At 33.8% G+C, this 23,652-nt stretch carries 20 protein-coding genes; 1 reads left to right on the forward strand and 19 read right to left on the reverse strand.

Going from position 1 to position 23,652, the window contains the following annotated elements; genetic code table 11:
• The 8 genes from ACNQGN_RS12620 to ACNQGN_RS12655 all read right to left on the reverse strand — a co-directional run bounded on the left by ACNQGN_RS12620 (position 1) and on the right by ACNQGN_RS12655 (position 10,726).
• Positions 1 to 1,116: an efflux RND transporter periplasmic adaptor subunit gene (locus tag ACNQGN_RS12620; RefSeq protein WP_417988191.1), complete on the reverse strand. Its 1,116-nt coding sequence runs from the start codon at positions 1,114 to 1,116 to the stop codon at positions 1 to 3.
• 10 nt (positions 1,117 to 1,126) lie between these two features.
• On the reverse strand, positions 1,127 to 5,458 hold the full coding sequence (locus ACNQGN_RS12625) for a CusA/CzcA family heavy metal efflux RND transporter (RefSeq protein ID WP_417988192.1): 4,332 nt from the start codon (positions 5,456 to 5,458) through the stop codon (positions 1,127 to 1,129).
• 88 nt (positions 5,459 to 5,546) lie between these two features.
• Positions 5,547 to 6,926, reverse strand: coding sequence for a sensor histidine kinase (locus ACNQGN_RS12630; RefSeq protein WP_417988193.1), 1,380 nt, complete (start codon positions 6,924 to 6,926; stop codon positions 5,547 to 5,549).
• A gap of 3 nt (positions 6,927 to 6,929) precedes the next feature.
• Entirely contained in the window at positions 6,930 to 7,604 is a 675-nt protein-coding gene (locus tag ACNQGN_RS12635) for a response regulator transcription factor (RefSeq protein WP_417988194.1), read from the reverse strand.
• A 3-nt stretch (positions 7,605 to 7,607) separates the two neighbouring features.
• Positions 7,608 to 9,035, reverse strand: coding sequence for a DUF3570 domain-containing protein (locus ACNQGN_RS12640; RefSeq protein ID WP_417988195.1), 1,428 nt, complete (start codon positions 9,033 to 9,035; stop codon positions 7,608 to 7,610).
• A 43-nt stretch (positions 9,036 to 9,078) separates the two neighbouring features.
• On the reverse strand, positions 9,079 to 9,291 hold the full coding sequence (locus tag ACNQGN_RS12645) for a DUF4266 domain-containing protein (protein WP_417988196.1): 213 nt from the start codon (positions 9,289 to 9,291) through the stop codon (positions 9,079 to 9,081).
• A 14-nt stretch (positions 9,292 to 9,305) separates the two neighbouring features.
• Positions 9,306 to 10,292 carry an FAD:protein FMN transferase gene (locus ACNQGN_RS12650; RefSeq protein WP_417988197.1) on the reverse strand — a complete coding sequence of 329 codons (987 nt, stop codon included), beginning with the start codon at positions 10,290 to 10,292 and terminating at the stop codon, positions 9,306 to 9,308.
• Positions 10,292 to 10,726 (reverse strand): thioredoxin family protein, encoded by a 435-nt coding sequence (locus ACNQGN_RS12655; RefSeq protein WP_417988198.1) that lies wholly within the window; start codon positions 10,724 to 10,726, stop codon positions 10,292 to 10,294. Before ACNQGN_RS12655 ends, ACNQGN_RS12650 begins: the two co-directional genes overlap by 1 nt.
• Before the next feature lie 164 nt (positions 10,727 to 10,890).
• Between ACNQGN_RS12655 and ACNQGN_RS12660 the strand changes: the two genes are divergently transcribed.
• Positions 10,891 to 13,005, forward strand: a complete 2,115-nt coding sequence (locus tag ACNQGN_RS12660) for an LTA synthase family protein (protein ID WP_417988199.1) — start codon at positions 10,891 to 10,893, stop codon at positions 13,003 to 13,005.
• A gap of 39 nt (positions 13,006 to 13,044) precedes the next feature.
• Here the strand turns inward: ACNQGN_RS12660 and ACNQGN_RS12665 are convergent, their stop codons facing one another.
• From ACNQGN_RS12665 to lpxA, 11 genes are all read right to left on the reverse strand, one after another.
• Positions 13,045 to 14,043 carry a zinc dependent phospholipase C family protein gene (locus ACNQGN_RS12665; protein WP_417988200.1) on the reverse strand — a complete coding sequence of 333 codons (999 nt, stop codon included), beginning with the start codon at positions 14,041 to 14,043 and terminating at the stop codon, positions 13,045 to 13,047.
• A 268-nt stretch (positions 14,044 to 14,311) separates the two neighbouring features.
• Complete coding sequence (locus ACNQGN_RS12670; protein WP_417988201.1) at positions 14,312 to 15,289, reverse strand: YeiH family protein; 978 nt, start codon at positions 15,287 to 15,289, stop codon at positions 14,312 to 14,314.
• Positions 15,290 to 15,365: 76 nt separating this feature from the next.
• Positions 15,366 to 16,262, reverse strand: coding sequence for a LysR family transcriptional regulator (locus ACNQGN_RS12675; protein WP_417988202.1), 897 nt, complete (start codon positions 16,260 to 16,262; stop codon positions 15,366 to 15,368).
• 31 nt (positions 16,263 to 16,293) lie between these two features.
• The gene (locus ACNQGN_RS12680; RefSeq protein ID WP_417988203.1) at positions 16,294 to 18,321 is read right to left on the reverse strand and encodes a hypothetical protein; all 2,028 of its coding nucleotides are present in this window, start codon (positions 18,319 to 18,321) and stop codon (positions 16,294 to 16,296) included.
• A 64-nt stretch (positions 18,322 to 18,385) separates the two neighbouring features.
• The gene (fabG, locus tag ACNQGN_RS12685; protein WP_417988204.1) at positions 18,386 to 19,132 is read right to left on the reverse strand and encodes a 3-oxoacyl-[acyl-carrier-protein] reductase; all 747 of its coding nucleotides are present in this window, start codon (positions 19,130 to 19,132) and stop codon (positions 18,386 to 18,388) included.
• A gap of 137 nt (positions 19,133 to 19,269) precedes the next feature.
• Positions 19,270 to 19,692 carry a hypothetical protein gene (locus ACNQGN_RS12690; protein ID WP_417988205.1) on the reverse strand — a complete coding sequence of 141 codons (423 nt, stop codon included), beginning with the start codon at positions 19,690 to 19,692 and terminating at the stop codon, positions 19,270 to 19,272.
• Between the two features lie 217 nt (positions 19,693 to 19,909).
• Entirely contained in the window at positions 19,910 to 20,782 is an 873-nt protein-coding gene (gene sucD / locus ACNQGN_RS12695) for a succinate--CoA ligase subunit alpha (RefSeq protein ID WP_091207776.1), read from the reverse strand.
• Between the two features lie 86 nt (positions 20,783 to 20,868).
• Positions 20,869 to 21,231, reverse strand: a complete 363-nt coding sequence (locus ACNQGN_RS12700) for a nuclear transport factor 2-like protein (RefSeq protein ID WP_417988206.1) — start codon at positions 21,229 to 21,231, stop codon at positions 20,869 to 20,871.
• Between the two features lie 2 nt (positions 21,232 to 21,233).
• Positions 21,234 to 22,163, reverse strand: coding sequence for a UDP-3-O-(3-hydroxymyristoyl)glucosamine N-acyltransferase (locus ACNQGN_RS12705; RefSeq protein WP_417988207.1), 930 nt, complete (start codon positions 22,161 to 22,163; stop codon positions 21,234 to 21,236).
• A gap of 69 nt (positions 22,164 to 22,232) precedes the next feature.
• Positions 22,233 to 22,799 carry an elongation factor P gene (efp, locus tag ACNQGN_RS12710; protein WP_417988208.1) on the reverse strand — a complete coding sequence of 189 codons (567 nt, stop codon included), beginning with the start codon at positions 22,797 to 22,799 and terminating at the stop codon, positions 22,233 to 22,235.
• A gap of 53 nt (positions 22,800 to 22,852) precedes the next feature.
• Positions 22,853 to 23,638 carry an acyl-ACP--UDP-N-acetylglucosamine O-acyltransferase gene (gene lpxA, locus ACNQGN_RS12715; protein WP_417988209.1) on the reverse strand — a complete coding sequence of 262 codons (786 nt, stop codon included), beginning with the start codon at positions 23,636 to 23,638 and terminating at the stop codon, positions 22,853 to 22,855.
• Positions 23,639 to 23,652: the final 14 nt, after the last annotated feature.

Here is a 23,652-nt window from a genome sequence, read left to right on the forward strand (position 1 = left end):
TTAATTTACCAAATCAAAAACTCCTTTTATAAGTATTTTGGATGATGAATTGACAGTGTTATTTGGAATTATTTCTACAAAATTTTCGGATTTTTCACCTAAATCGACACTTGTCTTTCTAAAGGAATATCCATTTAGATCATGCACTGCTAAAAGCACGAACTTTTTGTTGTTTTCAGTAATTAAGGCTTCACTTGGAATGGCTAAACCTTTTTTCGACTTAACAACAATTCCCGCTTCTACAAACATGCCTGTCAGCAGTTGTTGTCTTATAGAATCATCTAAGTGTCCATGAACATTAATTGTCCTATCAGTACCTTCAATCGATTTTCCTACCAAATGTACTTCTGCTTTGAAAATCTCCTTGGAAGCTTCCGGCACTTTAAAATTAATTTTCTGTCCTATTTTTACATTTAAAATATCTTTTTCAAAAACAGCTAATTCCAAATGCAAATGATCGGTATCCACTATTTCTAAGATCACATCTGAAGGCGCAACGTACATTCCCACATTAGCATTCATTATCACAATATCCCCTGATATTGGAGAATAGACAGTAATAACAGAGGTTAATTTTCCTTTTTCAACATTGGTTGGGGTAATTTTCAGCAGTATTAGTTTTTCCTTTAAATTTTGATACATCGCTTTTGCTCTTCGATACTCGCTCTCTGCTTTTAAGTAGTTTTTTTGAGAGGTTATTTTCTCATCATACAATGTTTTCTGGCGTTCGTATTCGGATTTTAAATACTTGAGTTGTTCTGCTATTTCAAGATAGTCTTTCTGAATATCTAGGAATGCCGTATTTTCCAATGTTAATAAAGCTTGACCCTTAGTAACTCTATTTCCAACTAAAAGTATTGTTGATTTTACATAACCTCCCATGAAAGTAGTTACTGTCGCCCTATTTTGTGGTGGAACATCAATCTTACCTGAAGTTAGTATTGTTACATCAAAATCTTGCTCAGTTGGGGTCGCAATTTTCATTGCTGAAGATTGAAATTGCGATGCAGTAATTGAAATTAAGCCATCGTCTTTGGTTGTCGCCTCTTCTTTTTTACTATCCTTGCAAGAGAAGAGTAAAGAAATTAATACTAGGCTATATATGATGTTTTTCATCTCGAACATATTAAAAATTAAGGTATTGTAAATCCAATTGCGTGGTGTTAAATTGCAAAATAGTTTCTAAATGATCTACTTGAATTGTTGTGGCATTTTCTAAACTTTGGATGTATTGAAAGAAATCTATTTCTCCATGTCTATAACTACTGTTGGCCACCTTTATAATCTCCTCCGACAGTTTTTTGCCATATTCTTCATAGTAATTCATGGCTTCTTGATATTTCGCTAATTCATTTCTTTTTTGGCTGATGTATCTGTCTATTTTTTGTTCTTCATTTTGCTTCAATTGCTCCCAACTTTGTAATTCGAGCTGTGCTACTTTCGTTTTGGAAACAGTTCCCGAGAACAGTACAGGAATCGCTAATCCAATCTGAAAGCCATATAAAGACTGTGATAAACCGGTATTTTTACCTTGAAAATAATCCAAATTAATATCAGGAAGCCATTGTTGTTTCTGCAATGCAAGCTGAGTTTGGTGATTTTTCGTAACACTTTCTAAATAAGTTGTATAAAGCAACTTACTTGTTTCGTTGGTCAAACCGTTTAATGGTACAATTATACTGCTTTTTATTGCTAGTTTCTCCTCCGTTTGCAAGTATGATTGTAATCGTTCATATTGCGCTTTTTTCTCCATATCAATTTGGGAAAGCTTTGATCTGATTTGCCGGAATTTAGATTGCGCCGTAATTTTTTCCAAATAGTTCGTTTCACCTAATTCAAAACGTCTTTCGCTGGCTTTCGAAAAATTTTGATATAAGCTATCCAAATAAAAATAGAGTTTTTCTTGATTTTGGAGGTACACAATCTGTTCATAGACTTTAGAAATTGCTACGACGAGTTTATTTTTTTGAAGATTATAATTGGCTTTTTCCTTTTCATATTCAGACATATAAACTTTTTTTTGCACTCCATAAAGGGTTGGAAAAGCAAATCGCTGCTGAACGCCAAATACTCGTAAAGGTTCATTATTGTAAGCTAAATTATTTTGATCAAAACTATAATAGACATTGGTTTTATCAAATGTGTAGGCCGATTTTATATTGGCGTTCATCTTATCTGTCTGAAGCTGAGACGCTTTCATACCTTTATTGTTTTCTAATGCTATTACAATTAAACGATCCAATTCTGGATTAGTATTTTGAGAAAATGAAATCGTAGTACTTAATAACAATAAAATAAGTAATGCTTTTTTGTCCAATTTAAATTTTGTTTTTTTGAAGTCTTTTCCTGCAAATACTTTATATAAAGTAGGCAAGACTACCATGGTTAAAATGGTCGCCGTAAATAATCCGCCAATAACAACTGTTGCTAATGGTCTTTGCACCTCTGCTCCTGCCGAAAAAGATACAGCCATTGGTAAAAAGCCTAATGCTGCTGCTGATGCCGTTAATAAAACGGGACGTAATCTATCCGTTGTTCCCTTTAAAATCAGTTCTTCCATATCTACCATCCCCTGGTCTTTAAGTTCTTTAAAGTGCTCAATAAGTACAATTCCATTCAATACGGCAATTCCAAAAAGGGCAATAAAACCAACACCTGCAGAAATACTAAAAGGCAGATCACGCATCCATAAAAATAGTACGCCACCAACTGCTGAAAGCGGAATGGCTGAATACACCATTAAAGCTTCTTTGATTGAACCAAAGGCAAAGTATAACAGAATGAAAATTAGTACTAAAGCAATAGGAACGGCAATCATTAATCGCGCCTTGGCACTTTCAAGATTCTCAAATTGCCCGCCATATTTCATATAATATCCGGTGGGAAGTTTAATTTTTGCATCTATAATTTTTTGAATATCGGATACAACACTTTGCAGATCGCGGTTTCTCACATTAACTCCAACGACAATTCTTCTATGCGTATTGTCTCGTGAAATTTTTGCAGGACCTTCTGTATATTCAATTTTAGCCAACTCACTCAGTGGGATTTGAGAACCATTTGGAACCGAAACGTATAGATTTCGCAGATCTTCAATAGCACGACGATTCGTTTCATCCAACCGAATAACCATATCAAAACGCTTTTCGCCTTCAAAAACATTTCCAACCGTTTTTCCGGCAAATCCCAGTGCAATCATTTCATTCAAATCAGAAATATTGAGTCCATATCGAGCGATTTTGAAGCGGTCGTATTGTACAAACATTTGTGGCAAACCTTCAGTTTTTTCAATAATAATATCCGATGCGCCTGCTACATTTTTGATAGCCTTTTCTACTTCATGTGCTTTTTGAGCCAAAACATCTAAATCCTCTCCAAAGATTTTAATTGCCACATCTGATCGTGTGCCTGAAATCAATTCATTAAAACGCATTTCGATAGGTTGTGTAAACTCAATTTCCATATTGGGAATTTGGTTTTCAATAGCAGCTTTGATTTTATCGGCCAGTTCATCTTTGCTCGTTGCCGATGTCCACTCAGACTTAGGTTTAAGTTTTACGATAATATCGCTTTCTTCCATAGACATAGGGTCTGTTGGCACTTCAGCCGCTCCTATCCTGCTAACTACTTGATCCACTTCAGGAAATTTTTTTAGAATAATACTTTCAATTTTTGTCGTTGTTGCAATCGTTTTTGTCAATGAAGTTCCAGTTTTGAGAACCGGCTGTATCACAAAATCACCCTCATCAAGCGTAGGGATAAACTCACCTCCCATTGTTGCAAATAATCCAACAGCCAGCAGTAAAAGTCCCAATGCACCATACAATACTTTTTTAGTATTATTCAAGGCCCACGTAATTACGGGTAAATACCAAGAATTGAGTTTGCTAATTAGTTTGCTTGAGAGTGAATTTAGATTTTCGTCGGTCGGTTTTAAAAATAATGAAGCAACCACCGGAACGTAGGTAAAACAGAAAATCATGGCTCCAATCAAGGCAAAACTAAACGTCATTGCCATAGGCTTAAACATTTTTCCTTCGATTCCTGATAAAGACAGGATGGGAATAAAAACAATCAAAATAATCAATTGACCAAAAATAGCCGAATTCATCATTTTGGAAGCGCTTTTGTAAGTGATTTTATCAATTTCCAACTGGCGATCTTCTTTGGGCATATTAACCAGATGAGCCGATTTATTCGCAATCTGGAAAGCGATAAACTCAACAATAATTACGGCTCCATCAATGATAATACCAAAATCGATAGCACCTAAACTCATCAAATTTGCATCAATACCAAAAATATTCATGAATGAAATTGCAAATAACAAACACAGCGGAATTACCGAAGCAACAACCAGTCCGGAACGCCAGTTTCCTAATAGTAGAATTACAACAAAAATCACGATTAAACAACCTAAAATCAAGTTTTCAGCTACAGTAAAAGTAGTTTTTGCAACTAATTCGCTACGTTCCAAAAAACCATTGATATAAACACCTTCTGGTAATGATTTCTCAATCTCGGCAACTCGGTCTTTCACATCACTGATTACCTGTTTTGAATCCCCCCCTTTCAGCATCATCACCTGGCCCAATACTTTTTCGCCCTCACCATTTCCGGTAATGGCTCCAAAACGATTGGCATGCCCAAAACGAACTTGAGCTATATTCTTGACATAGACAGGAACCCCATTTGTATTCTTAACTACAATATTTTCAATATCTTGCAGTGAACCCACTTTTCCTTCTGCACGAATAAAATAACTTTGATTCACTTTTTCAATATAAGCGCCACCAGCAATACTGTTATTTTTTTCCAAAGCAGTAAAGACCTCTGTTGTAGTGATATTCATCGCTTTCAGACTTGCCGGATTGATGGCTATTTCATATTGTTTTAAATAACCACCCCAAGTATTGATTTCTACTACTCCTTTTATACCGGACAATTGACGCTTAACCACCCAATCCTGAATCGTGCGCAAATCGGTAACGGTGTAGTTGTTTTTGAATGCTGGTTTTACCTCTAATGTGTATTGGTAAATTTCGCCTAATCCCGTGGTAATGGGCCCCATTTCAGGTGTCCCAAAACCCTGTGGGATTTTTTCGGACGCTGTTTTAATTTTCTCGGCGATGAGTTGTCGGGGAAGAAACGTCCCAAGATTTTCATCAAAAACGATAGTAACTACTGATAGACCAAATTTAGAAATAGAACGAATTTCTTGTACGCCAGGCAAATTAGCCATTTCAATTTCTACAGGATACGTTATAAATTGCTCAATATCTTGCGTAGAAAGATTGCGTGAAGTGGTAATGACTTGTACTTGATTATTAGTCACATCTGGTACTGCTCCAATAGAAATTTGGAAAATAGAAAACAATCCAAACCCAAATACTCCAAGGGTGAAGAGTAAAATAATGAGTTTGTTTTTTAAACTAAAAGCTATAATTTTTTCAAGCATTTTGACCTTACTATTAATTAAATCAAAAGTAAGCTATAAATATAAGGATTATCTTAAGAACTCCTTAAAGACTTCCTGTAAATACTACTCAATCGAAACTTAAAACAACAGTAGTTCCCGTATTGACTTCACTGTGTATTTCAAATTTGATATGGAGTAATTGGACAATTCGTTTTACTATTGAGAGGCCCAAACCTGAACCTTTGATTTCGGGATGATTGGTTGGATCGGAACGATAAAAGGGGTTGAAAATTTTATCCAAGTCATCTCTGGCAATTCCAATTCCATTATCTGAAATGGAACAAATTATTTTATCATTGTGGTGTGAAAGCTGTATCGATATTACGCCATTTTCATTAGAATATTTAATAGCGTTTGAAATAAGATTACTGATGATAATTGAAACCAGATAATTATCGGAATTAATGTAATAATGATCTAAAAAGGAATGTTTAATAATGATTTTTTTAGCGTTGATTTTACCGGAATATAGTGTTAAAGTATCGAGTATTACAGCATTCAAATACACTTTTTCATTTTTTAAACTTAGTTTTTGGTTTTCGAACCGAGCCAATAAAAGCAATTGATCGACCAAATTATTTAAACGGTTAACTTCGGCGATACTATAGTTTATTTTTTCTTCGTATTCTGCTTGACTTCTGGGTTTTCGAACCAATACTTCGAGTGTTCCTTTTAGTACGGTAAGAGGAGTTCTAAGCTCATGGGACGCGTCTGAAGTAAACTGTTTTTCTCGTTCTACGGCATTTTCTATACGATCCAATAAATCGTTTATTGTTTTAGAAAGCACATACAACTCGTCCTTGTAATTGGGCAATTCGATACGATCTATCAGATTGTCTTTTGTAATTCTACTGGAAGTTTCAGTAATTATGGCTACGGGTTTAATACTTCTGCCGGCAATAAATCGTGCAATTAGAAATAAAACAATTAATATTAACGGAAATGCAATAAAAAGAGTATTTCTCAAATTGGTCAGAATCATTGTGGCATCGTCAAGAGACATAGCTACAAAAAGATGCCCAACAATTCTTTTATTGTCAAAAAGCGGGACTTGTATTTGCCGTATTGGTTTATTGTTGAGATAGGTATCAATGAATTTATTATCTAATTTATAATCATACAATTTCAGTTGAAGTCCTTTAAGATTTGGGGACTTATCAATAAGTTTATCATTAATATCAAAAAACTGTACGAACACAGGACTGACATTTACCGTATTGTGTTCTCTGGCTCTCCATTGATCCACCTGAATTAAATAGGTGTTGTTTCTGTCAATTTCAATTTCTTCAAGATGTTTTTCCACTTCCATTTGAATATCTTCATTGATGTGTGTGTTGACACTAAAATCAATAATTTGATAAATGACAAAAAAGACCACTGAAATCAATAATCCTGTACTGAGGATATAATTGAAAGCGATTCTGTTTTTGTATGAAAATGAAAACATATATTAATTTAAATCATTAGCAATATAGCCCACACCACGGATAGTTTTAATAAGCTCTTCATCTTTATTCAGGTTGAGTTTTCTCCGGATAGCATTCATAAAAACATCAATTACACCAGTATCGTATTCGAAATGTATGTTCCAAACATCTTCAATAATTTGGCTTCGGGTGCATACTTTTCCTTTATTTTTGATAAGGTAAACCAATAATTCATATTCTCTTTGGGTAAAGCTAATTTCGTGATTATCGACGAGAATTTGGTGCTTTGACTTAATAATTTTAATGTTGCCAAGACTCATTTCATCATTTTCATTTTCATTTTCATTTCTGAAATGAATTTTTATACGCTCCAGCAGTTCATCAAAACTGAATGGTTTTTTGATGTAATCATTAGCACCGGCTTTTAAACCTTCAATAGTTTCCTGAACAGTATCTTTGGCGGTAAGAAAAATAATTGGAGTTTTTGAGTCCGTTTTTCGAATGGATTTGCAGACCTCAATTCCTGTCATTTTTGGTAAAATCCAATCCAATAAAATTACATTTACTTTTTGGCTTAAAGCCAATTCATAGCCTGTTTTTCCGTCGTTAGCGACCAAAACATCATAACCGTCTTCTTCTAAACCTTGCTTTAGAAAATTGGCAATTCCTATTTCGTCTTCAACTATTAGAATTTTCATTGTCTATTGCTGTATAAACTTAAAGCCAATGGTGGCAATATTTGCGGTTAAATCATCACTCCTTCTGTAGTGATTAAACCTGAAATCAATATTTTTTAAACCAAATTTCCAGATTTTAGCTCCGGTAAAAATATCAGTATAATTTATTCCGAAACCATATTGATGAGCATTAAATGTTGCTAAATCAGCATCAGATGTATAGAATTCTTGCGTTGATATATGGGTTTCATAAGGCGCATAATATTTTGACGCTACTTGCGTATAATAGCGATACATTGGAAAAATGGTAAACTTATCTGATAATTTTACAGGAAGTTCAATACTGGCAGTATGTGACTGGATATCCCAATTGTCTGTATAAAAACGATAATAGGTTCGAACAACGAATCGTTCGCTAATATAGTAATTCAATCGCGCTCCAAGTGGCAATTTAAAACGAGAATCCGGTAATCTTTCAATATCATCGGCTAATTTATAAACTCCTACATTGCTCGGGCTTTCATAATTACTGATATACTGTGGTTGTCCAATATAATAATTGGCTTTATCCGCAAAATAGATTCGGTTGTACGGGGAGGATAATAATCCTTGCTGCTGCAAGACATCAAAGAAAATGGAAAATTGCATTTTTTTGGACAACACCTGTGAAAAGCCAAACGATACCGAATAGGAGTTCCGATTAACACTAGTAACCGTTTTAAATGCGGAAGGCAAATAAGCGTTTGATGACTGTCCGTTTTGATCTAAAACGGTTACACCACTAAAATAGCCCTGATTCAAAAAATTAGCACCATAATTTGAATATTCGTCCAATTCTGTTGGATAGATTGGTCTCCACTGATCAAGATATGTATTAGCCTTCAAACTCAGTTCCGTGTTTTTTTCATTGAAAAGTGCTGCAATTCCACCACCAAAACCTACAGACGTATAGTCATATTCATTTGAGAAAGAAAGATCAGCGTTCCAGATAAAATTTCTGGAATCACTGCTATGATTGTAATTAGCCGTAATTGATACTAATTGATCACTTTTTGAAGCCCCGGAAGAAGCTTGCCATGGCGTTCCGTAAGGCGCTCTGTTTTCATCATCATCGCTAGAATCATCTCCTCCTGAAGCACCAGTAGCATTAAATGGATTTATATTACTTGAGGAAGCTGATGAGTAAGCGGATATCCCTAAATCAACAGTCAGAATAGCATCATCATTCAAAGGCATTGCTACAACAATATTTGAAGTAATATCGGTCAATTTTTCAGAACCAACACCTCCTGAAACAGCTGATTTTTTTCCATCTTGTTTATAGTAACTGGACAGAAAATCGACTTCATTACTTTCTAAAACTCTTTTTTTGAAAACAACAGCAGTGTCAACTTCTTGACCAAAAGCAATTGTCGTTAAGAGAACGAAAAGGAAAATAATTTTTATTTTCATGTGAAATATCTTGGTATTAAATTTTAGTTAGGACCCTTAACTCCTAGTTACAACCGCAACCACCACCAGACTTGCCTCCATTAGCTCCCGCTGCAGCTTCTCGATATACCTGAAAAGCAGTCTCGTATCTTTCTGAAGTTCTAGCCGAAAGTTTCATATCAGGATCATTGATGGCTACTTTATCATATTCTTTTACAGCAGTACACGATTGAAACCCCAGCAGTATTAAAAACGCAAAAGCTATTTTCTTTATCATTTCTGTTTTTGTTTTTAGTATTCCAATTTTCTTACATCTATTCCCTTTGAAGAATGAATTTTTCCTTTGTCATCAACAATAATACACTCAATTCCTTTCATTTGGTTTACCAAATCCAACCCCACTTCTACTCCAAGAACAAAAATTCCTGTTGCCAAAGCATCTGCAATCTCCGTTTGTTTTGCAAAAACAGATACACTTGCAATTCCCGCTGCCGGATAACCTGTTCTGGGATCAATGATATGGGAATAGCGTATTCCGTTAAAAACAACATATTTCTCATAGCTGCCGGAAGTTTCCACTGCGCTGTCTTCCAAAGGAAAAGTAGCAAATATTTTATTTTTATTTAAGGGATTTACAATACCTACCGTCCAAGGTTTTCCATCAGGTTGTTTTCCCCAGGTATTAATGTCGCCTGAAACATTAACAATTCCTGAAAGACATCCTTTCGAGAGTAATAACTCTTTAACTTTATCAGCAATATATCCTTGACCAATACCGCCAAGACCTAATTTCATTCCTTCCAATTTCAGGAAAATAGTTTGCTCTTTTTTGTCGAGTATAATATTTTTATAACCAATTTTAGCAACGGATTTTTTAATCGCTTCCGCTGTGGGCATGGTTTTCATACTCCCATCAAATTTCCAGATTTTATCCATTGATGCATACGAGATATCAAAAGCGCCAGAGGTTATTTGAGAAATCTTAATTGCTCTGCCAACTAAATCAAAGACTTCTGTGTCTACTTTAATTGCCTTGATTCCCGCATTTCTATTTACTTCAGATATTTGCGAGGCAGGAATCCAATCGGAAATTAAACTTTCTATACGTTTCACTTCAGCTACAGCCAAATCAATGTATTGATCTGCTTTTACCGTATCACTTGCGACTGCGGTAACTTCAAACGGACTTCCCAACATGGACAATTTTCTTTTATGAATAGTTTGTCCAAAAGAGGCGAATGAGATTAATAAAACACTAATGAATATTCCTTTTTTCATTATTTTTCGAACGAATGAATAAGTTTGATATAATCTGAAGCACTTACGTTTTTGAAACCGGTCATTCCAATGACTTTCCCTGTTTTATCTAAAAGAACAACTAATGGGAAGCTTCCGTTTTTATTGTATTTTTCAGCCAGTTTTATATTACTTTCAGATAATTCAGGGGATAATTGGTTCGCTTTTTTCTTAGGAAAATCGGCTTTGTATAAAATCCATTTCTTTTCAGCTTCCATTTGAAATTCTTCTGATTCCCATACTACTTTTTCCAATTTTATGCATGGTGCACACCAGTCTGAGCCTGAAAACACTAAAAGAACGTTTTTATTTTCTTTTAAGGCTTCACTTTTTGCATCATCAAAACTTGCTTTCCATTTTTGAGCATAACCTAAAGTCCCTGTAAAAATAAACAGTAGCACCAACATTTTTTTCATTTGAATCCTGTATTTGTAAATTACTAAGTAAAATTATTCATTTATTATTAAATTCAATACTTAGTAATAGATTTTAAGCGAATATTAATTTGAACAAAAAATTAAGTAAATCTTAAAAAACAATTGGCTAGATGCAACTTACATTTGTATTTAAATATTTAGTTATGAATCTTTTAAAGAAAGTATCGCCATTTTACAATCTTATGCTTTTTTATATTACTGTGAGTATAATTTTAAGGATGGTTTTATTATTTCATCCCATTACTCAAAGTTCCTTTAATTTTACTGATGTTATTCAAATATTTGTTTTTGGATTGTTATCTGATTTTTTCATTTTTGTACTATTTAGTGGTTTTCTATGGTTATATCTTCTTTTTATATCTAATTCAAAATACGTAAAACCTTATGGTTACTTGTTTTTTGGCCTTTTAGTTTCCTTGTTGATATATACATCATTTGGCAACACTCTCCTTAATGAGTATGGGGGAGCATTGCCTACAATTGCAATAATTTTTATCGCTGTAAAAACAATCTTATTTGGTTTATTACTTTTTCTACCTAAATATAGAAGTCAAATACGATTGTGGTTGTTCTCGTTTGTTATTTTCCTGTATGTCTTTTTAATTTTGCAAAATGGAATTAGTGAATACTTTTTTTGGAACGAATTTGGTGTAAAATACAATTTCATCGCTGTGAATTATTTGGTTTACACTAATGAAGTAATCGGCAACATCATGCAATCATATCCTGTAATTCCAATCTTTACCGCATTGTTTATGGTAGCTTGTTTAATAACATATTGGATTGTAAGACGTTCAAAAATTTACATTGACAGCATTCCTACGTTTGTTCAAAAAGTACAGATTTTAGCAATTTATGGTATTCTATTTGGACTATCCTTAGTATCAATCCCATTTTTATCTGATCAGGAAAATTCTTCGAATGTTTTTGCCAATGAATTAGAGGCCAATGGGATATACAAGTTCTATTTGGCATTTAAAAATAGTGAGTTAGACTATTTTAAATTCTATCGAACGCTTCCTGAAAAAGAAGCCTATGCCTTGCTACAACAGCAAATTCCTGGAATTTCAGGGGTAACTACCTTAAGAAAAATCCATAGTGAAGCTGCTGAAAATCATAAAAATGTAGTTTTAATTACCATCGAAAGTTACAGTGCTGATTTTATGAAAATGTATGGAAACGATCATAATCTTACACCTTTCCTGGATAGTTTAGCAACCAAAAGTTGTTTGTTTACCAATCTCTACGCCGTTGGGAACCGAACTGTTCGTGGTCTTGAAGCCGTAACGTTATGTCTACCTCCTACTGCGGGTGAAAGTGTAGTTAAAAGAAAAGATAATAAAAATAAATTTTCAACTGAAAACATCTTCAAGCAGAAAGGATATACTGTAAAATATCTTTACGGAGGAGATGCTTTCTTTGATAATATGGAAGATTTTTTTACTGGAAATAATTATGGAATTGTAGACAAAAAAACGTTCACTCCTGAAGAAATCACTTTCTCAAATGTATGGGGCGTTTGTGACGAAGATATGTACAATAAGGCAATAGAGGTCATGAACGATGAGGCGAAGAAAAATAAACCATTTTTCAACCACATTATGACAGTTAGTAATCACAGGCCTTTCACATATCCCAATAATAAAATTGATATTCCCGGCGATGCTAAATCTCGTGACGGTGGCGTAAAATATACTGATTTTGCTCTGAAAAAGTTTTTCGCTATGGCGAGCAGACAGTCTTGGTTTGCGAATACCGTTTTTGTGATTCTCGCGGATCATTGTGCTTCCAGTGCTGGAAAAACAGAGCTTCCAATAGATAAATACAGGATACCGGCAATGATTTACAGTCCGGGTTATGTTCACCCAAAGCATTACACGAATTTAATGTCTCAAATCGATATTATGCCTACGTTATTTGGATTGTTAAACTTTAATTATCAAAGTAAATTCTATGGTCAGGACGTTTTAAAAACAGACTATAAACCCAGAGCTTTAATTGCAACCTATCAGGATTTAGGATTGATAAAAGATAATGTTCTAACTGTTATTTCACCAAAACAGCAAGTGAAACAATTTCAATTAACATTAAAATCAAACCAAAAAACAGCAGCTGATTTTCAAATTTATTACGATCAACATCCTCTAATGAAAGAAAGAACCGATTTAGTGAATCAAACCATTTCATATTACCAAACGGCTTCGGATATGTTGAATAAAAAGAAATACCAGAAAATTAATTTACATAAAAACGGGTGAGATTAATATCGTACCCGTTTCATCTTTTAGTTGTAAAAACTATTCTTTATCGTTGACCAACCCGAAAAGCTTTCCTTTTTTAAATAATTTGGAATCTTGCTTTAACCCTTTTTTATTGCGTTTTGTAAGTTCCTTAGCATCCAGAGTACTCAAATCCGGTTTGCCTGCATTTACCCAAGCCGTATACCAAAAACTTGCCGTAGCAGTAATCGCTTTTTTCATTTGTTTTTCAACCATTCCATTCAACTCTACGTGGAATTTACCAGCGTATTGGTCAGAATAAAGCAGACCGTTGTATTTGTTTTTTACAATGTTTCCAGCTGCATCGGTAACATACATTTTATTTTCGGATGTTCCTATTCTTAGTTTTTTATCTGCCGCTAATAAAGGCTCTACCAGACTGTGTGTGTCAAAAATAATATCCCAAGTTGCCTGGTCAACATTCTCAATATATTTTCCTTCAGTTGCATTTAATTTATAATCTTTAACAAACAATTCAGGCAAGCGGCTTTCCCACAAAGAATGAATTCCTTTTTGATTGGTATTTTGTCCGTCATGATTGTCTGAAGTATGCAAAGGCATGTGAGCATCTGCAATGTAATGACCCAGATCCCCCGCAATGAATAATATTTCGTTTTTTCTTTTATCCTTAAAAGCCTTGGTTAATTTTGCCATCAGATCCTGAATGTACCATGGCAATATTCCGTTTTTAGTCAAAAATTTATCATCGTACTTCAGCTTTGCTTCTTCCATAGTTTTAGGGAACGTTGTAACAGCACCAAAATTCTCCATGTCAAAATAATGTCGAGGCGGTTCATTTTTGTCATTCAAAACATTTCTTCTCAAATCTGGAACAGTAGATTCTTGCGTAATGAAATCGATATGATTGTAGAAAAAAGTTTGCAATGGTTTTGGTAATGCCATCACCGCAGCTCTATTGATGCGTTCATGTCCAATAACTCCCCATGATAAAAGAAAAAAAGCAATTCCAATTGTAGCTAGCCCAATAAGTGTAGGTCTAAATTTAAAATTTTTCATTATATTTATTTATTAGAAGTGCAAATGTATTTTTTTTAAATATAATTCAAAGAAATCTGTTTTAAGATTATGTTAATTTAAAGAAATTAAATAAAAACGCTTCGGCGCAAAGAAAAAAAATAGAATTTTCATTCACAATTTCCGTTTTTTTTTAGCTTGTAATGGAAATTAGTTTTAGCAAAATTTTCAAATTTATCGTCTGATGAAGGAGGCTCCACTTAGTATGACGTTAATAAAAAAAGCGCTACTAATCGGAATCTATTTCTACTTAATTGAAGTACAGTATCGTCACTAAGGTTAAAATCGCTATAAATATCCAAAGTAGCAGCCCTTGAAAAAATGGTTTCACTCCAACTGATTTCAAAATATTCCTGTTCAATCCTGCTCCAATTAAAAACAACGTTAGTGTGAGTCCAATTTTGGCAATTACAACCAAATACGGCGCGATAATAGCTGTTTGCGGAACATAAGTATTCATGGCCGTTGCCAAAATAAATAATCCAATAAAATAAGGAATCTTAATTTTGCTGGATTTGTTTTTGAAAATAACAGCTGTAAGTAAAGCCACCGGAATAATCCATAACGCTCGTGCTAACTTCACGGTGGTAGCTATTTGCAATGCCTCTGGTCCAAATTTACTAGCGGCACCAACCACAGAACTCGTATCATGTATAGCGATGGCGCACCACAATCCAAACTCTTTTTGCGACAAATCCAACCAATCTCCCACCGCAGGAAATAAAAACAAACCAACCGAATTTAAAATAAATATTACTCCTAAAGCAACTGAAGTTTGTTTTTCATCTGATTTAATTACCGGAGCAATTGCAGCAATAGCACTTCCTCCACAAATTGCAGTTCCACAAGAAATCAGATGTGCTGTCTTATTTTCAAGTTTTAGCCATCTACCCAGAAATATTCCTAAAATTAAAGTACTAGAAATAGATCCGATGGTAAATAAAAAACCTTCTTTGCCCGCCGATAAAGCACTGTTAAGATTCATTCCAAAACCTAACCCTACAACAGAAACCTGTAGCAGAATATTCGTTGCCTTATGGTTGAGATCCAAGAAAGGATGACCTGAAAGATTCGCTACAATTAATCCCAATAACAACGCGATTGGTGGAGAAACAATGGAGGTCATGCAAAACAGTAGCAAGGCGACAAAAATAATTTGTTGCTGTAGTGCACTAATTTTGAAAAAAAGTGGTGTCTGTTTCAGAATTGTTTTTTGACTTGATTCCATTGTAAAGTAATTGGATTATTACTACTACAAAGGTGGTTCGATTAATCTGTATTAACCAATCGCAAAAAACAATCCGCTATAACTTTAAATTATAATGATTTGATATGTTTTTTATAAATAATTCTGAAAGCGCATCAATTTTTCCTTGCAAAGTAATAATATAGAAAAAACGTTCTATCTCAAAATTATCGATATCAAGAATAACTAATTCATTATTATTAAGCTCCTTTTCTATAGCATGAACGGAAATAAAAGCAACACAATCGGAATTCATTAAATAGGATTTTATACTTTCGGTACTACCTAACTGCATTTCAATTTTCAATTGTGAAAGTTTAAGACCAAAAGGCTTTAAGGCATGTTCAATAACTTCAAGTGTTCCAGAGCCTTGTTCCCGAGTGACAAATTGCAACGCTTTCAAATCCTCTAACACAACTTGTTCTTTATTGATCAAAGCATTGCCACTGTTGCAAACCAGAACTAATTCATCTTTCAAAAATTCGGTATATTTGATCGACTGGTTTTTAGATTGGCCCTCTACAATTCCTATTTCAATCTCTTTATTTAGTAATGCATTTTCAATTTGCTCCGTATTTCCGTTGAGTAAATTTACTTTAATATCCTGCAATTTTTGATGAAAACGAGCTAAAATAGGCGGAATTATATACTGGGAAATCGTTGTGCTGGCTCCCAATCGAAGTAGCCCTCGTTGCTTATTTATCAGCGTACTCATATCAAAATCAATTTCTCTATAAATTTTAAATATGTTTTTGGTGTGTTTAAGCAATATTTCACCAGCATTGGTAAGAGCGATTTTTGAACCACTTCTTTCAAAAAGTTTGATTTTATATTGTTCTTCCAGCTCTTGAATATGTTTAGAAATGGCAGGCTGCGTAATAAATAATTCCGTTGCTGCTTTCGTAAAGCTCAATCTATTGGCGACCGTAAAGAATACTTTTAATCTAAAATCCATGCTTTATATTTTTATTAAACTGATTTTAAATTTACAACAATCCATTATATTTTCTGACAAACCACTCCGTCGAAAGAAAAACAGAAATTAGAACAAGTAACCACACCCAGTCAATCAAAGGTGTTTTCGTTATAGTATTCTTTTGAACTGCTTTGTATTCTTCATTATTCAAAAGTGATTTTATTAGTTCTTCTATTGTATCAGGGAAATAGGCTTTCCCTTGTGTTTGCGTAGCTAATTGCGTCAGCTTTTCAACGTCAGGGTTAACGAATTGTTTTTCAATATCAAAATCAAGAATTTCAAAATGACTAGAATACGTAGTTTTCGAATTCAACTCTTTTACAGAAAAATCGTAATTTCCTGCAGTAAGTCCGTCTAAATTGACTTTATAGGAATTATTACTTTTTAATAAATCGTAATTTTTAGTTTGCTTCGTTTTAGAATTAGTTATAGCAATACTTAAACGTGCCTTTTCATCAAACTCAAAATTTTTGTTGAAATATTGTGCCGTAATTTCAATTGGCTCACCTGAATTATAGAAACTTTCATGTTCAACCACCAATGATTTTTTTGAATTATCAGAAGCCAAAAACTGAATAATCTTGTCTATAAACAGATCAAACTTCTCAAAAGATCGATTCTCGATATGACTTTGCATACGCCATTTCCAACTATTCTCCCCCAAAAGATATGCCGTACGTCTGCCTTGGCTCTCTGCAAAAGCTAACATAGGGGCATTGGTATTTATATTTCTTATTTTAGAAGAAAGCAAAATCGATACATTTCCATTTGTAACGATATTTCCAAATGTGTTTTGCAAGGGAGGTAAATTTTCAAAACCAAAATTATCAATTGCAAATAGATTAAATTGAGAATTAAATTCTGCCAAATAATCTTCCTTTTGTCCGCTCATTTTGAATAGAAGACTGTTTTGCTGTTGGTTTAAAAAATTAAAATCGGTATTATTTCCAGTAATAATAAAGGTGTTAATTCCTGCTAGTTTCGCCGTATCAAAAATCGATTTAAACTCATTTGATGGCTGGTATAAAATCAAAATATTATAATCCTGTAATGATTTGATAATATTAGGTTTAACTATAGTTACCTTGCGTTGTAAATTAGCTTCAATTGCATTTTTTAAAGCGCCAATATCCGGATGATTTATGGCAGAAACAATCGCAACGTTAGTCTTTTGATCAATAACTTCTACGGCAAAATTCTTAGTATTATTGTATGTGTTTTTCTCTTTTTCTTTAGATGAAATACTCGCTTTAAAAACTTGTAACCCCACTTTATTAGCAGGTAAAAGTATATTAACAATCGCTGTTTTGTTCGATGGTGAAAATGAAATAGTTTGTTTACTAAAAACTGAATTGCCTCGTGAAATAGTAAAATTCGCAGTTATATTCTTGGTTCCTGAATAGCTTAAAAAAACTTCTACAGGGAATTTATTTTTATAAAAAGCATATTTATTGACATTCAGCTGGTTGATTTTAAAATCTAAAAAAGTAGTCGTGTCCCCTACGACTAACGGAAACACTTTGTTAACTACATCAAAACCATAAACATAATCATTACCCGAAGTCTGATTTCCGTCAGTTATTATTACTGTTGGAAAAATAACGTTCTTATTGCTGCTTTTCAGGTTTTTGGCTACGGCATCGAGATTGGTTTGCGCTCCTGTAAAATCAAATTTTTCCGATTGTTGAAATTCACTATCAAATTGATACGATTGCATCTCGAATTTATCTTGCAAATCTGAATTTGAAATCAATTTCTTATGCAACTCCAATACTTTTTCTTTTGCGTCCAGAAACGAGATAGAACTGGAGTTATCCACAACAATTGGTAGCGGAGTTTTTACAATTTCCAACGTGTTTTTTGTAATTACTGGATTAATCAGCAACAACAATATTCCAAAAATGGACGAAAAACGTAAAAAAGCCAAAAACAAACTAACTTTCGATTTGTTTTTGGCTTTATACAAATAGTGATAAAATGACAAACTACCGGCTACTACTAAAGAAAGTACTATTAATAAAATGGTAGTTGTAGTCATTCTTTTTTATTTTAAATGATGAATTTAAATCTTTAATTCCTTCATCATCTATAATTTATAAATATTAAGTAAGCATTCCACCACAAACATTCATAACTTGTCCAGTTACATAAGCGCTCATATCTGAAGCAAAGAAAAGACACGCATTAGCAACATCTTCTGTTGTACCACCACGTTTCAATGGAATACCGTCTCTCCAGCCTTGCACAACATCATCGCTTAACTTTGCTGTCATCTCCGTTTCAATGAATCCAGGTGCAATTGCGTTACAACGAATATTACGAGAACCTAATTCAAGCGCTATTGATTTTGTAAATCCTATAACTCCAGCTTTTGACGCAGCATAATTAGTCTGTCCCGCATTACCTTTCACTCCTACTACACTACTCATATTTATGATTGAACCAGAACGTTGCTTCAAAAAAGTTCTTTGAACCGCTTTGGTCATATTAAAAACTGATTTCAAATTCACATCAATTACTTTATCAAAATCTTCTTCGGACATGCGCATCAAAAGGTTGTCTTTTGTAATTCCTGCATTGTTAATCAGAACGTCAATAGCTCCAAATTCAGCTAAAACAGCATCTATAAAAACCTGTGCTTCATTAAAATTGGCGGCATCGGATTGGTACCCTTTAGCTTTAATCCCTAAAGTATTTAATTCGTTTTCAAGAGCCAAAGCAGACTCTACCGATGAACTATAGGTAAATGCAATATTTGCACCGTGTTTTGCAAAAACTTCTGCAATTCCTTTTCCAATTCCGCGGCTTGCACCTGTAATTATGGCAACTTTTCCTTCTAGTAATTTCATATTATAATGATAAGTATGTTTATTAATTTGATGTACAAATATAGATTATTTAGGCGTTTTATGAAATTTGTAGTACAAAAAAAGCCCTACCGAAGTAAAGCTTTTAAATATTGCGTTATATTTTTTTTTGAGATGTACTAAAAAGCCACATTCCATTTTGGTAATCTTCCATTCTCATCAAGGAAGTTTTGCAAAACCTGTCCTTCTACGAATGTAGGAATAGCTTTTGTCTTATCATTGAATGTTTCATACCACACTACTTCTAGCGTACTAATCTCTTCTATTTTCATTTGTGCTGGCCAAGAATATTTTCTTCCTGTTTTTGCAAATTGATGCCCTTCAACAATTTTATCTTTCAAGCCACCATTTTTAATTTTCAAAGTTCCGTCATTTTGAACAGTTCCTGTAGAACCAACCATAATCAACTCTTTCTCTTCTGCTACTGAATAGACTAGGAATACTCCAGATCCATCTGAAGCATTGCATACTTCTTCTAAGCTATCATCTGTAGTAAATGAAAATTGATTGGTAACTTTGAATTTTTTTAACTCTTTGTACATACTATTTTATTTTTATTTGAATTGGCTTCTCCAAAAAAATACCCCACAAAATCGTGAGGACCAATTAGAAACCATTCGTTTATGTTTGCTCTTATTACGATTACATCTGAAAAAACAGATCAATTTAATAAAGTGCAAAGATATTTCTTTAATTCAATTAATAATAAAAAAGCCCCACAAATTGTGAGGCTTTTAAAATATTTAATTCTCGGTTTCCTTAACCTAAAACTTCTTTTACTTTTTTTCCAATTTCAGCTGGAGAATCCACAACGTGTATTCCACATTCTCTCATGATTTGTTTTTTTGCTTCAGCAGTATCGTCAGACCCACCAACAATAGCACCAGCATGTCCCATTGTACGCCCTGCTGGAGCCGTAACTCCTGCAATAAAACCTACAACTGGTTTACGGTTACCATCAGCTTTAATCCAATGAGCAGCATCAGCTTCTAATTGCCCACCTATTTCACCTATCATTACAATACATTCTGTTTCTGGATCATTCATCAATAATTCAACAGCTTCTTTTGTAGTAGTTCCAATGATTGGATCTCCACCAATACCAATTGCAGTAGTAATCCCTAATCCTTGTTTTACAACCTGATCAGCTGCTTCGTAAGTTAATGTTCCTGATTTAGAAACAATACCAACAGTTCCTTTTTTGAAAACAAAACCTGGCATAATACCAACTTTAGCTTCACCTGGAGTTATTATCCCCGGACAGTTAGGTCCTATTAATCGAGCATTTCTTTCTTTAACATAACTATTTGCTTTTATCATGTCAGCAACAGGAATTCCTTCCGTAATCGCAATGATTACTTTTATTCCTGCATCTGCAGCTTCCATAATTGCATCAGCAGCAAAAGCTGGCGGTACAAAAATAATAGTAGTGTCAGCTCCCGCTTGTTCTACAGCATCTTTTACAGTATTAAAAACCGGTCTATCTAAGTGAGTGGTCCCACCTTTTCCTGGAGTTACACCACCAACAACGTTAGTACCGTACTCAATCATTTGAGAAGCATGGAAAGTTCCTTCGCTTCCTGTAAATCCTTGAACAATTATTTTGGAATCTTTATTAACTAAAACACTCATGATATATATTTTATGTAGTTTTTAAAATTGTGATGCAAAAGTAAGGTTTTGTAAATTATTTTGAAGCCTTTTATTGTCAAAATATATCACGATAATTGGCTCATTTGATACCCTCTGAACAATTTATTATCTTTTATTTGCCAAATAGCAATAAAATGTGCCAACAACATTTCTTCACGTGGATTTTCTATTGTTTTGACAAAATGAGAATAACGAACTGAAATTAAATCGTTTTCTGCAATAATATGACTTATTCTAACTTTAGAACGGACATATGCTTTGCTTAAATCATTAGCTAAATTGAGTAAAGATTCATAATTAAGTTCAATAAATCCTTTACTACTATTCCATTCAACAATTATGTCTGGATGCAAAAAATCTTTCATGACTTCACTATCAATTAGAGCATCAGATTTATAAAATTTCTGAACGATTTCTTTAGCTGACATAATTATTTTAGTTTATTTAAAATTTCTGGGATCTTTTTGATATTAGCCAGCTGTTTCAATTTTTCTCTTGATTCTTCAATTGGGGTGCCAAAGTACGATTTACCGCCTTCCACTGATTTTGTAACGCCTGTTTGACCAAGAATGACTGCCTTCGTTCCTATTGTAATTCCACTAGTAGTTCCTACCTGTCCCCAAATCGTGACTTCATCTTCAATAATAACGCAACCTGCAATACCTGTTTGAGAAGCTATTAAACATTTTTTTCCAATCACGGTATCATGACCTACATGAACTTGATTGTCAATTTTTGTACCTTCACCAATGGTCGTATCACCCGTAACTCCTTTATCAATGGTACATAGTGCTCCTATTCCTACATTATCTTTAATAACCACTCTTCCTCCAGAAAGTAACTGATCGTATCCTTCCGAGCGTTTTTTATAATAAAATGCATCGGCACCAATAACAGTTCCTGCATGAATTATTACATTGTCCCCGATTATAGTATAATCATAAATTGAAACATTGGAATGTATCAAGCAATTTTCCCCAATAACAACATGATTTCCAATAAATGTATTAGGTTGTATTACAGTTCCTGAACCTATAGAAGCTGAAGTAGCTATTGAGACACTAGAAAACTGAAATGGTTTGAAATGATTGGTCAATTTATTGAAATCTCTAAATGGATCATCAGAAATCAGCAATGCTTTTCCTTCGGGGCATTCTACATTTTTATTTATTAAAATTATAGTTGCAGCTGAATTCAATGCTTTATCATAATACTTTGGGTGATCAACAAAAACAATATCGCCAGCTTCAACAACATGAATTTCATTCATACCGGTTACTGCAAAATTTTTATCACCAATATATTCGCAGTTGATGATATTTGCAATTTCTTCTAAAGAGTAAACTTTTTGGAATTTCATAAATTTAGTATTCGGTATTCAATGATCAGTATTCAGTTTGACTCCAAACTGAATACTGAAATTTGAAATCTATTCTTTTACACGTTCCATGTAAGAACCTGATGTAGTATCTATTTTAATTTTATCTCCTTCATTTATAAACAAAGGGACATTTACAGTTGCACCTGTTTCAACAGTTGCTGATTTCGTAGCATTTGTAGCAGTATTTCCCTTAATTCCCGGTTCAGCATATGTCACTTCAAGAACTACTGAAGCCGGCATATCTACTGAAAGAGGTAAATCAGTCTCCGTATTAATACTAACCATTACATTTTCACCTTCCTTCAACAATCCTGGCGAATCCAATATATTTTTATTCAAAGAAATCTGCTCAAAAGTTTCCGTATTCATGAAATGAAACAAATCACCTTCTGGATATAAAAACTGAAATTTATGGTTTTCTACTCGAACTTCTTCGATTTTATGTCCTGCAGAAAAAGTATTGTCCAAGACTTTCCCATTGGTTAAACTTCTTAATTTTGTTCGAACAAAAGCTGGGCCTTTTCCTGGTTTTACGTGAAGAAATTCTATGATCTTGTATATGTCATTGTTGTATTTAATACATAATCCGTTTTTGATGTCTGATGTAGATGCCATTATATTGTTTATTTTTTATTAATATTTTTATTTTATGATAACTCAAGATAGTTTTAGTAGTTTCCAGAATATCCTTTCATTATTCCTCTTGATGAATTTCTGATAAAGTCAATAATCTCATCTCTTTCCGTTGTTGCTTCCATCTCTGCTTCAATAATATCCAGTGCCTGAGAAGTATTATAATTTTTCTGATACAGAATTCTGTAGATGTCCTGAATTTCTCTGATTTTTTCAGTTGTAAAACCACGTCTTCTTAATCCAACCGAATTAATTCCAACATAAGATAAAGGCTCTTTAGCCGCTTTTGTATACGGCGGAACATCTTTCCTTACCAAAGAACCTCCTGATATCATCGCATGATCTCCTATACTGATAAATTGATGTATTGCTGCCAAACCACCAATAACTGCATAATTACCTACAGTAACGTGGCCAGCCAACGCTACTCCGTTAACAATAATAGCATTATCACCTATATGACAATCGTGCGCTATGTGCGCCGTTGCCATTACCAGACAATTCTTGCCTAAAGTAGTTTGTCCGGATGCTATTGTGCCTCTATTGATAGTTACACATTCTCTAATTGTACAATTGTCACCAATTATTGCTAGAGAATCTTCTCCCCCGAATTTCAAATCTTGTGGAACTGCTGAGATTACTGCACCAGGGAATATATTACAATTTTTTCCAATCCTTGCTCCTTCCATAATGGTAACATTTGAACCAATCCAAGTTCCATCACCAATAATAACATTATTGTGAATCGTCGTAAAAGGTTCTATAACAACATTTTTGGCGATTTTGGCGCCAGGATGAACATATGCTAGTGGTTGATTCATCTGCTTTTTTTTGT

This window comes from Flavobacterium rhamnosi (assembly GCF_048286515.1).
GTDB lineage: Bacteria > Bacteroidota > Bacteroidia > Flavobacteriales > Flavobacteriaceae > Flavobacterium.

Bases quoted from the DNA above. Each gene is read 5' to 3' on its own strand.
- ACNQGN_RS12620 (WP_417988191.1), bottom strand. From the start codon at position 1,116: ATGAAAAACATCATATATAGCCTAGTATTAATTTCTTTACTCTTCTCT.
- ACNQGN_RS12625 (WP_417988192.1), bottom strand. From the start codon at position 5,458: ATGCTTGAAAAAATTATAGCTTTTAGTTTAAAAAACAAACTCATTATT.
- ACNQGN_RS12630 (WP_417988193.1), bottom strand. From the start codon at position 6,926: ATGTTTTCATTTTCATACAAAAACAGAATCGCTTTCAATTATATCCTC.
- ACNQGN_RS12635 (WP_417988194.1), bottom strand. From the start codon at position 7,604: ATGAAAATTCTAATAGTTGAAGACGAAATAGGAATTGCCAATTTTCTA.
- ACNQGN_RS12640 (WP_417988195.1), bottom strand. From the start codon at position 9,035: ATGAAAATAAAAATTATTTTCCTTTTCGTTCTCTTAACGACAATTGCT.
- ACNQGN_RS12645 (WP_417988196.1), bottom strand. From the start codon at position 9,291: ATGATAAAGAAAATAGCTTTTGCGTTTTTAATACTGCTGGGGTTTCAA.
- ACNQGN_RS12650 (WP_417988197.1), bottom strand. From the start codon at position 10,292: ATGAAAAAAGGAATATTCATTAGTGTTTTATTAATCTCATTCGCCTCT.
- ACNQGN_RS12655 (WP_417988198.1), bottom strand. From the start codon at position 10,726: ATGAAAAAAATGTTGGTGCTACTGTTTATTTTTACAGGGACTTTAGGT.
- ACNQGN_RS12660 (WP_417988199.1), top strand. From the start codon at position 10,891: ATGAATCTTTTAAAGAAAGTATCGCCATTTTACAATCTTATGCTTTTT.
- ACNQGN_RS12665 (WP_417988200.1), bottom strand. From the start codon at position 14,043: ATGAAAAATTTTAAATTTAGACCTACACTTATTGGGCTAGCTACAATT.
- ACNQGN_RS12670 (WP_417988201.1), bottom strand. From the start codon at position 15,289: ATGGAATCAAGTCAAAAAACAATTCTGAAACAGACACCACTTTTTTTC.
- ACNQGN_RS12675 (WP_417988202.1), bottom strand. From the start codon at position 16,262: ATGGATTTTAGATTAAAAGTATTCTTTACGGTCGCCAATAGATTGAGC.
- ACNQGN_RS12680 (WP_417988203.1), bottom strand. From the start codon at position 18,321: ATGACTACAACTACCATTTTATTAATAGTACTTTCTTTAGTAGTAGCC.
- fabG (WP_417988204.1), bottom strand. From the start codon at position 19,132: ATGAAATTACTAGAAGGAAAAGTTGCCATAATTACAGGTGCAAGCCGC.
- ACNQGN_RS12690 (WP_417988205.1), bottom strand. From the start codon at position 19,692: ATGTACAAAGAGTTAAAAAAATTCAAAGTTACCAATCAATTTTCATTT.
- sucD (WP_091207776.1), bottom strand. From the start codon at position 20,782: ATGAGTGTTTTAGTTAATAAAGATTCCAAAATAATTGTTCAAGGATTT.
- ACNQGN_RS12700 (WP_417988206.1), bottom strand. From the start codon at position 21,231: ATGTCAGCTAAAGAAATCGTTCAGAAATTTTATAAATCTGATGCTCTA.
- ACNQGN_RS12705 (WP_417988207.1), bottom strand. From the start codon at position 22,163: ATGAAATTCCAAAAAGTTTACTCTTTAGAAGAAATTGCAAATATCATC.
- efp (WP_417988208.1), bottom strand. From the start codon at position 22,799: ATGGCATCTACATCAGACATCAAAAACGGATTATGTATTAAATACAAC.
- lpxA (WP_417988209.1), bottom strand. From the start codon at position 23,638: ATGAATCAACCACTAGCATATGTTCATCCTGGCGCCAAAATCGCCAAA.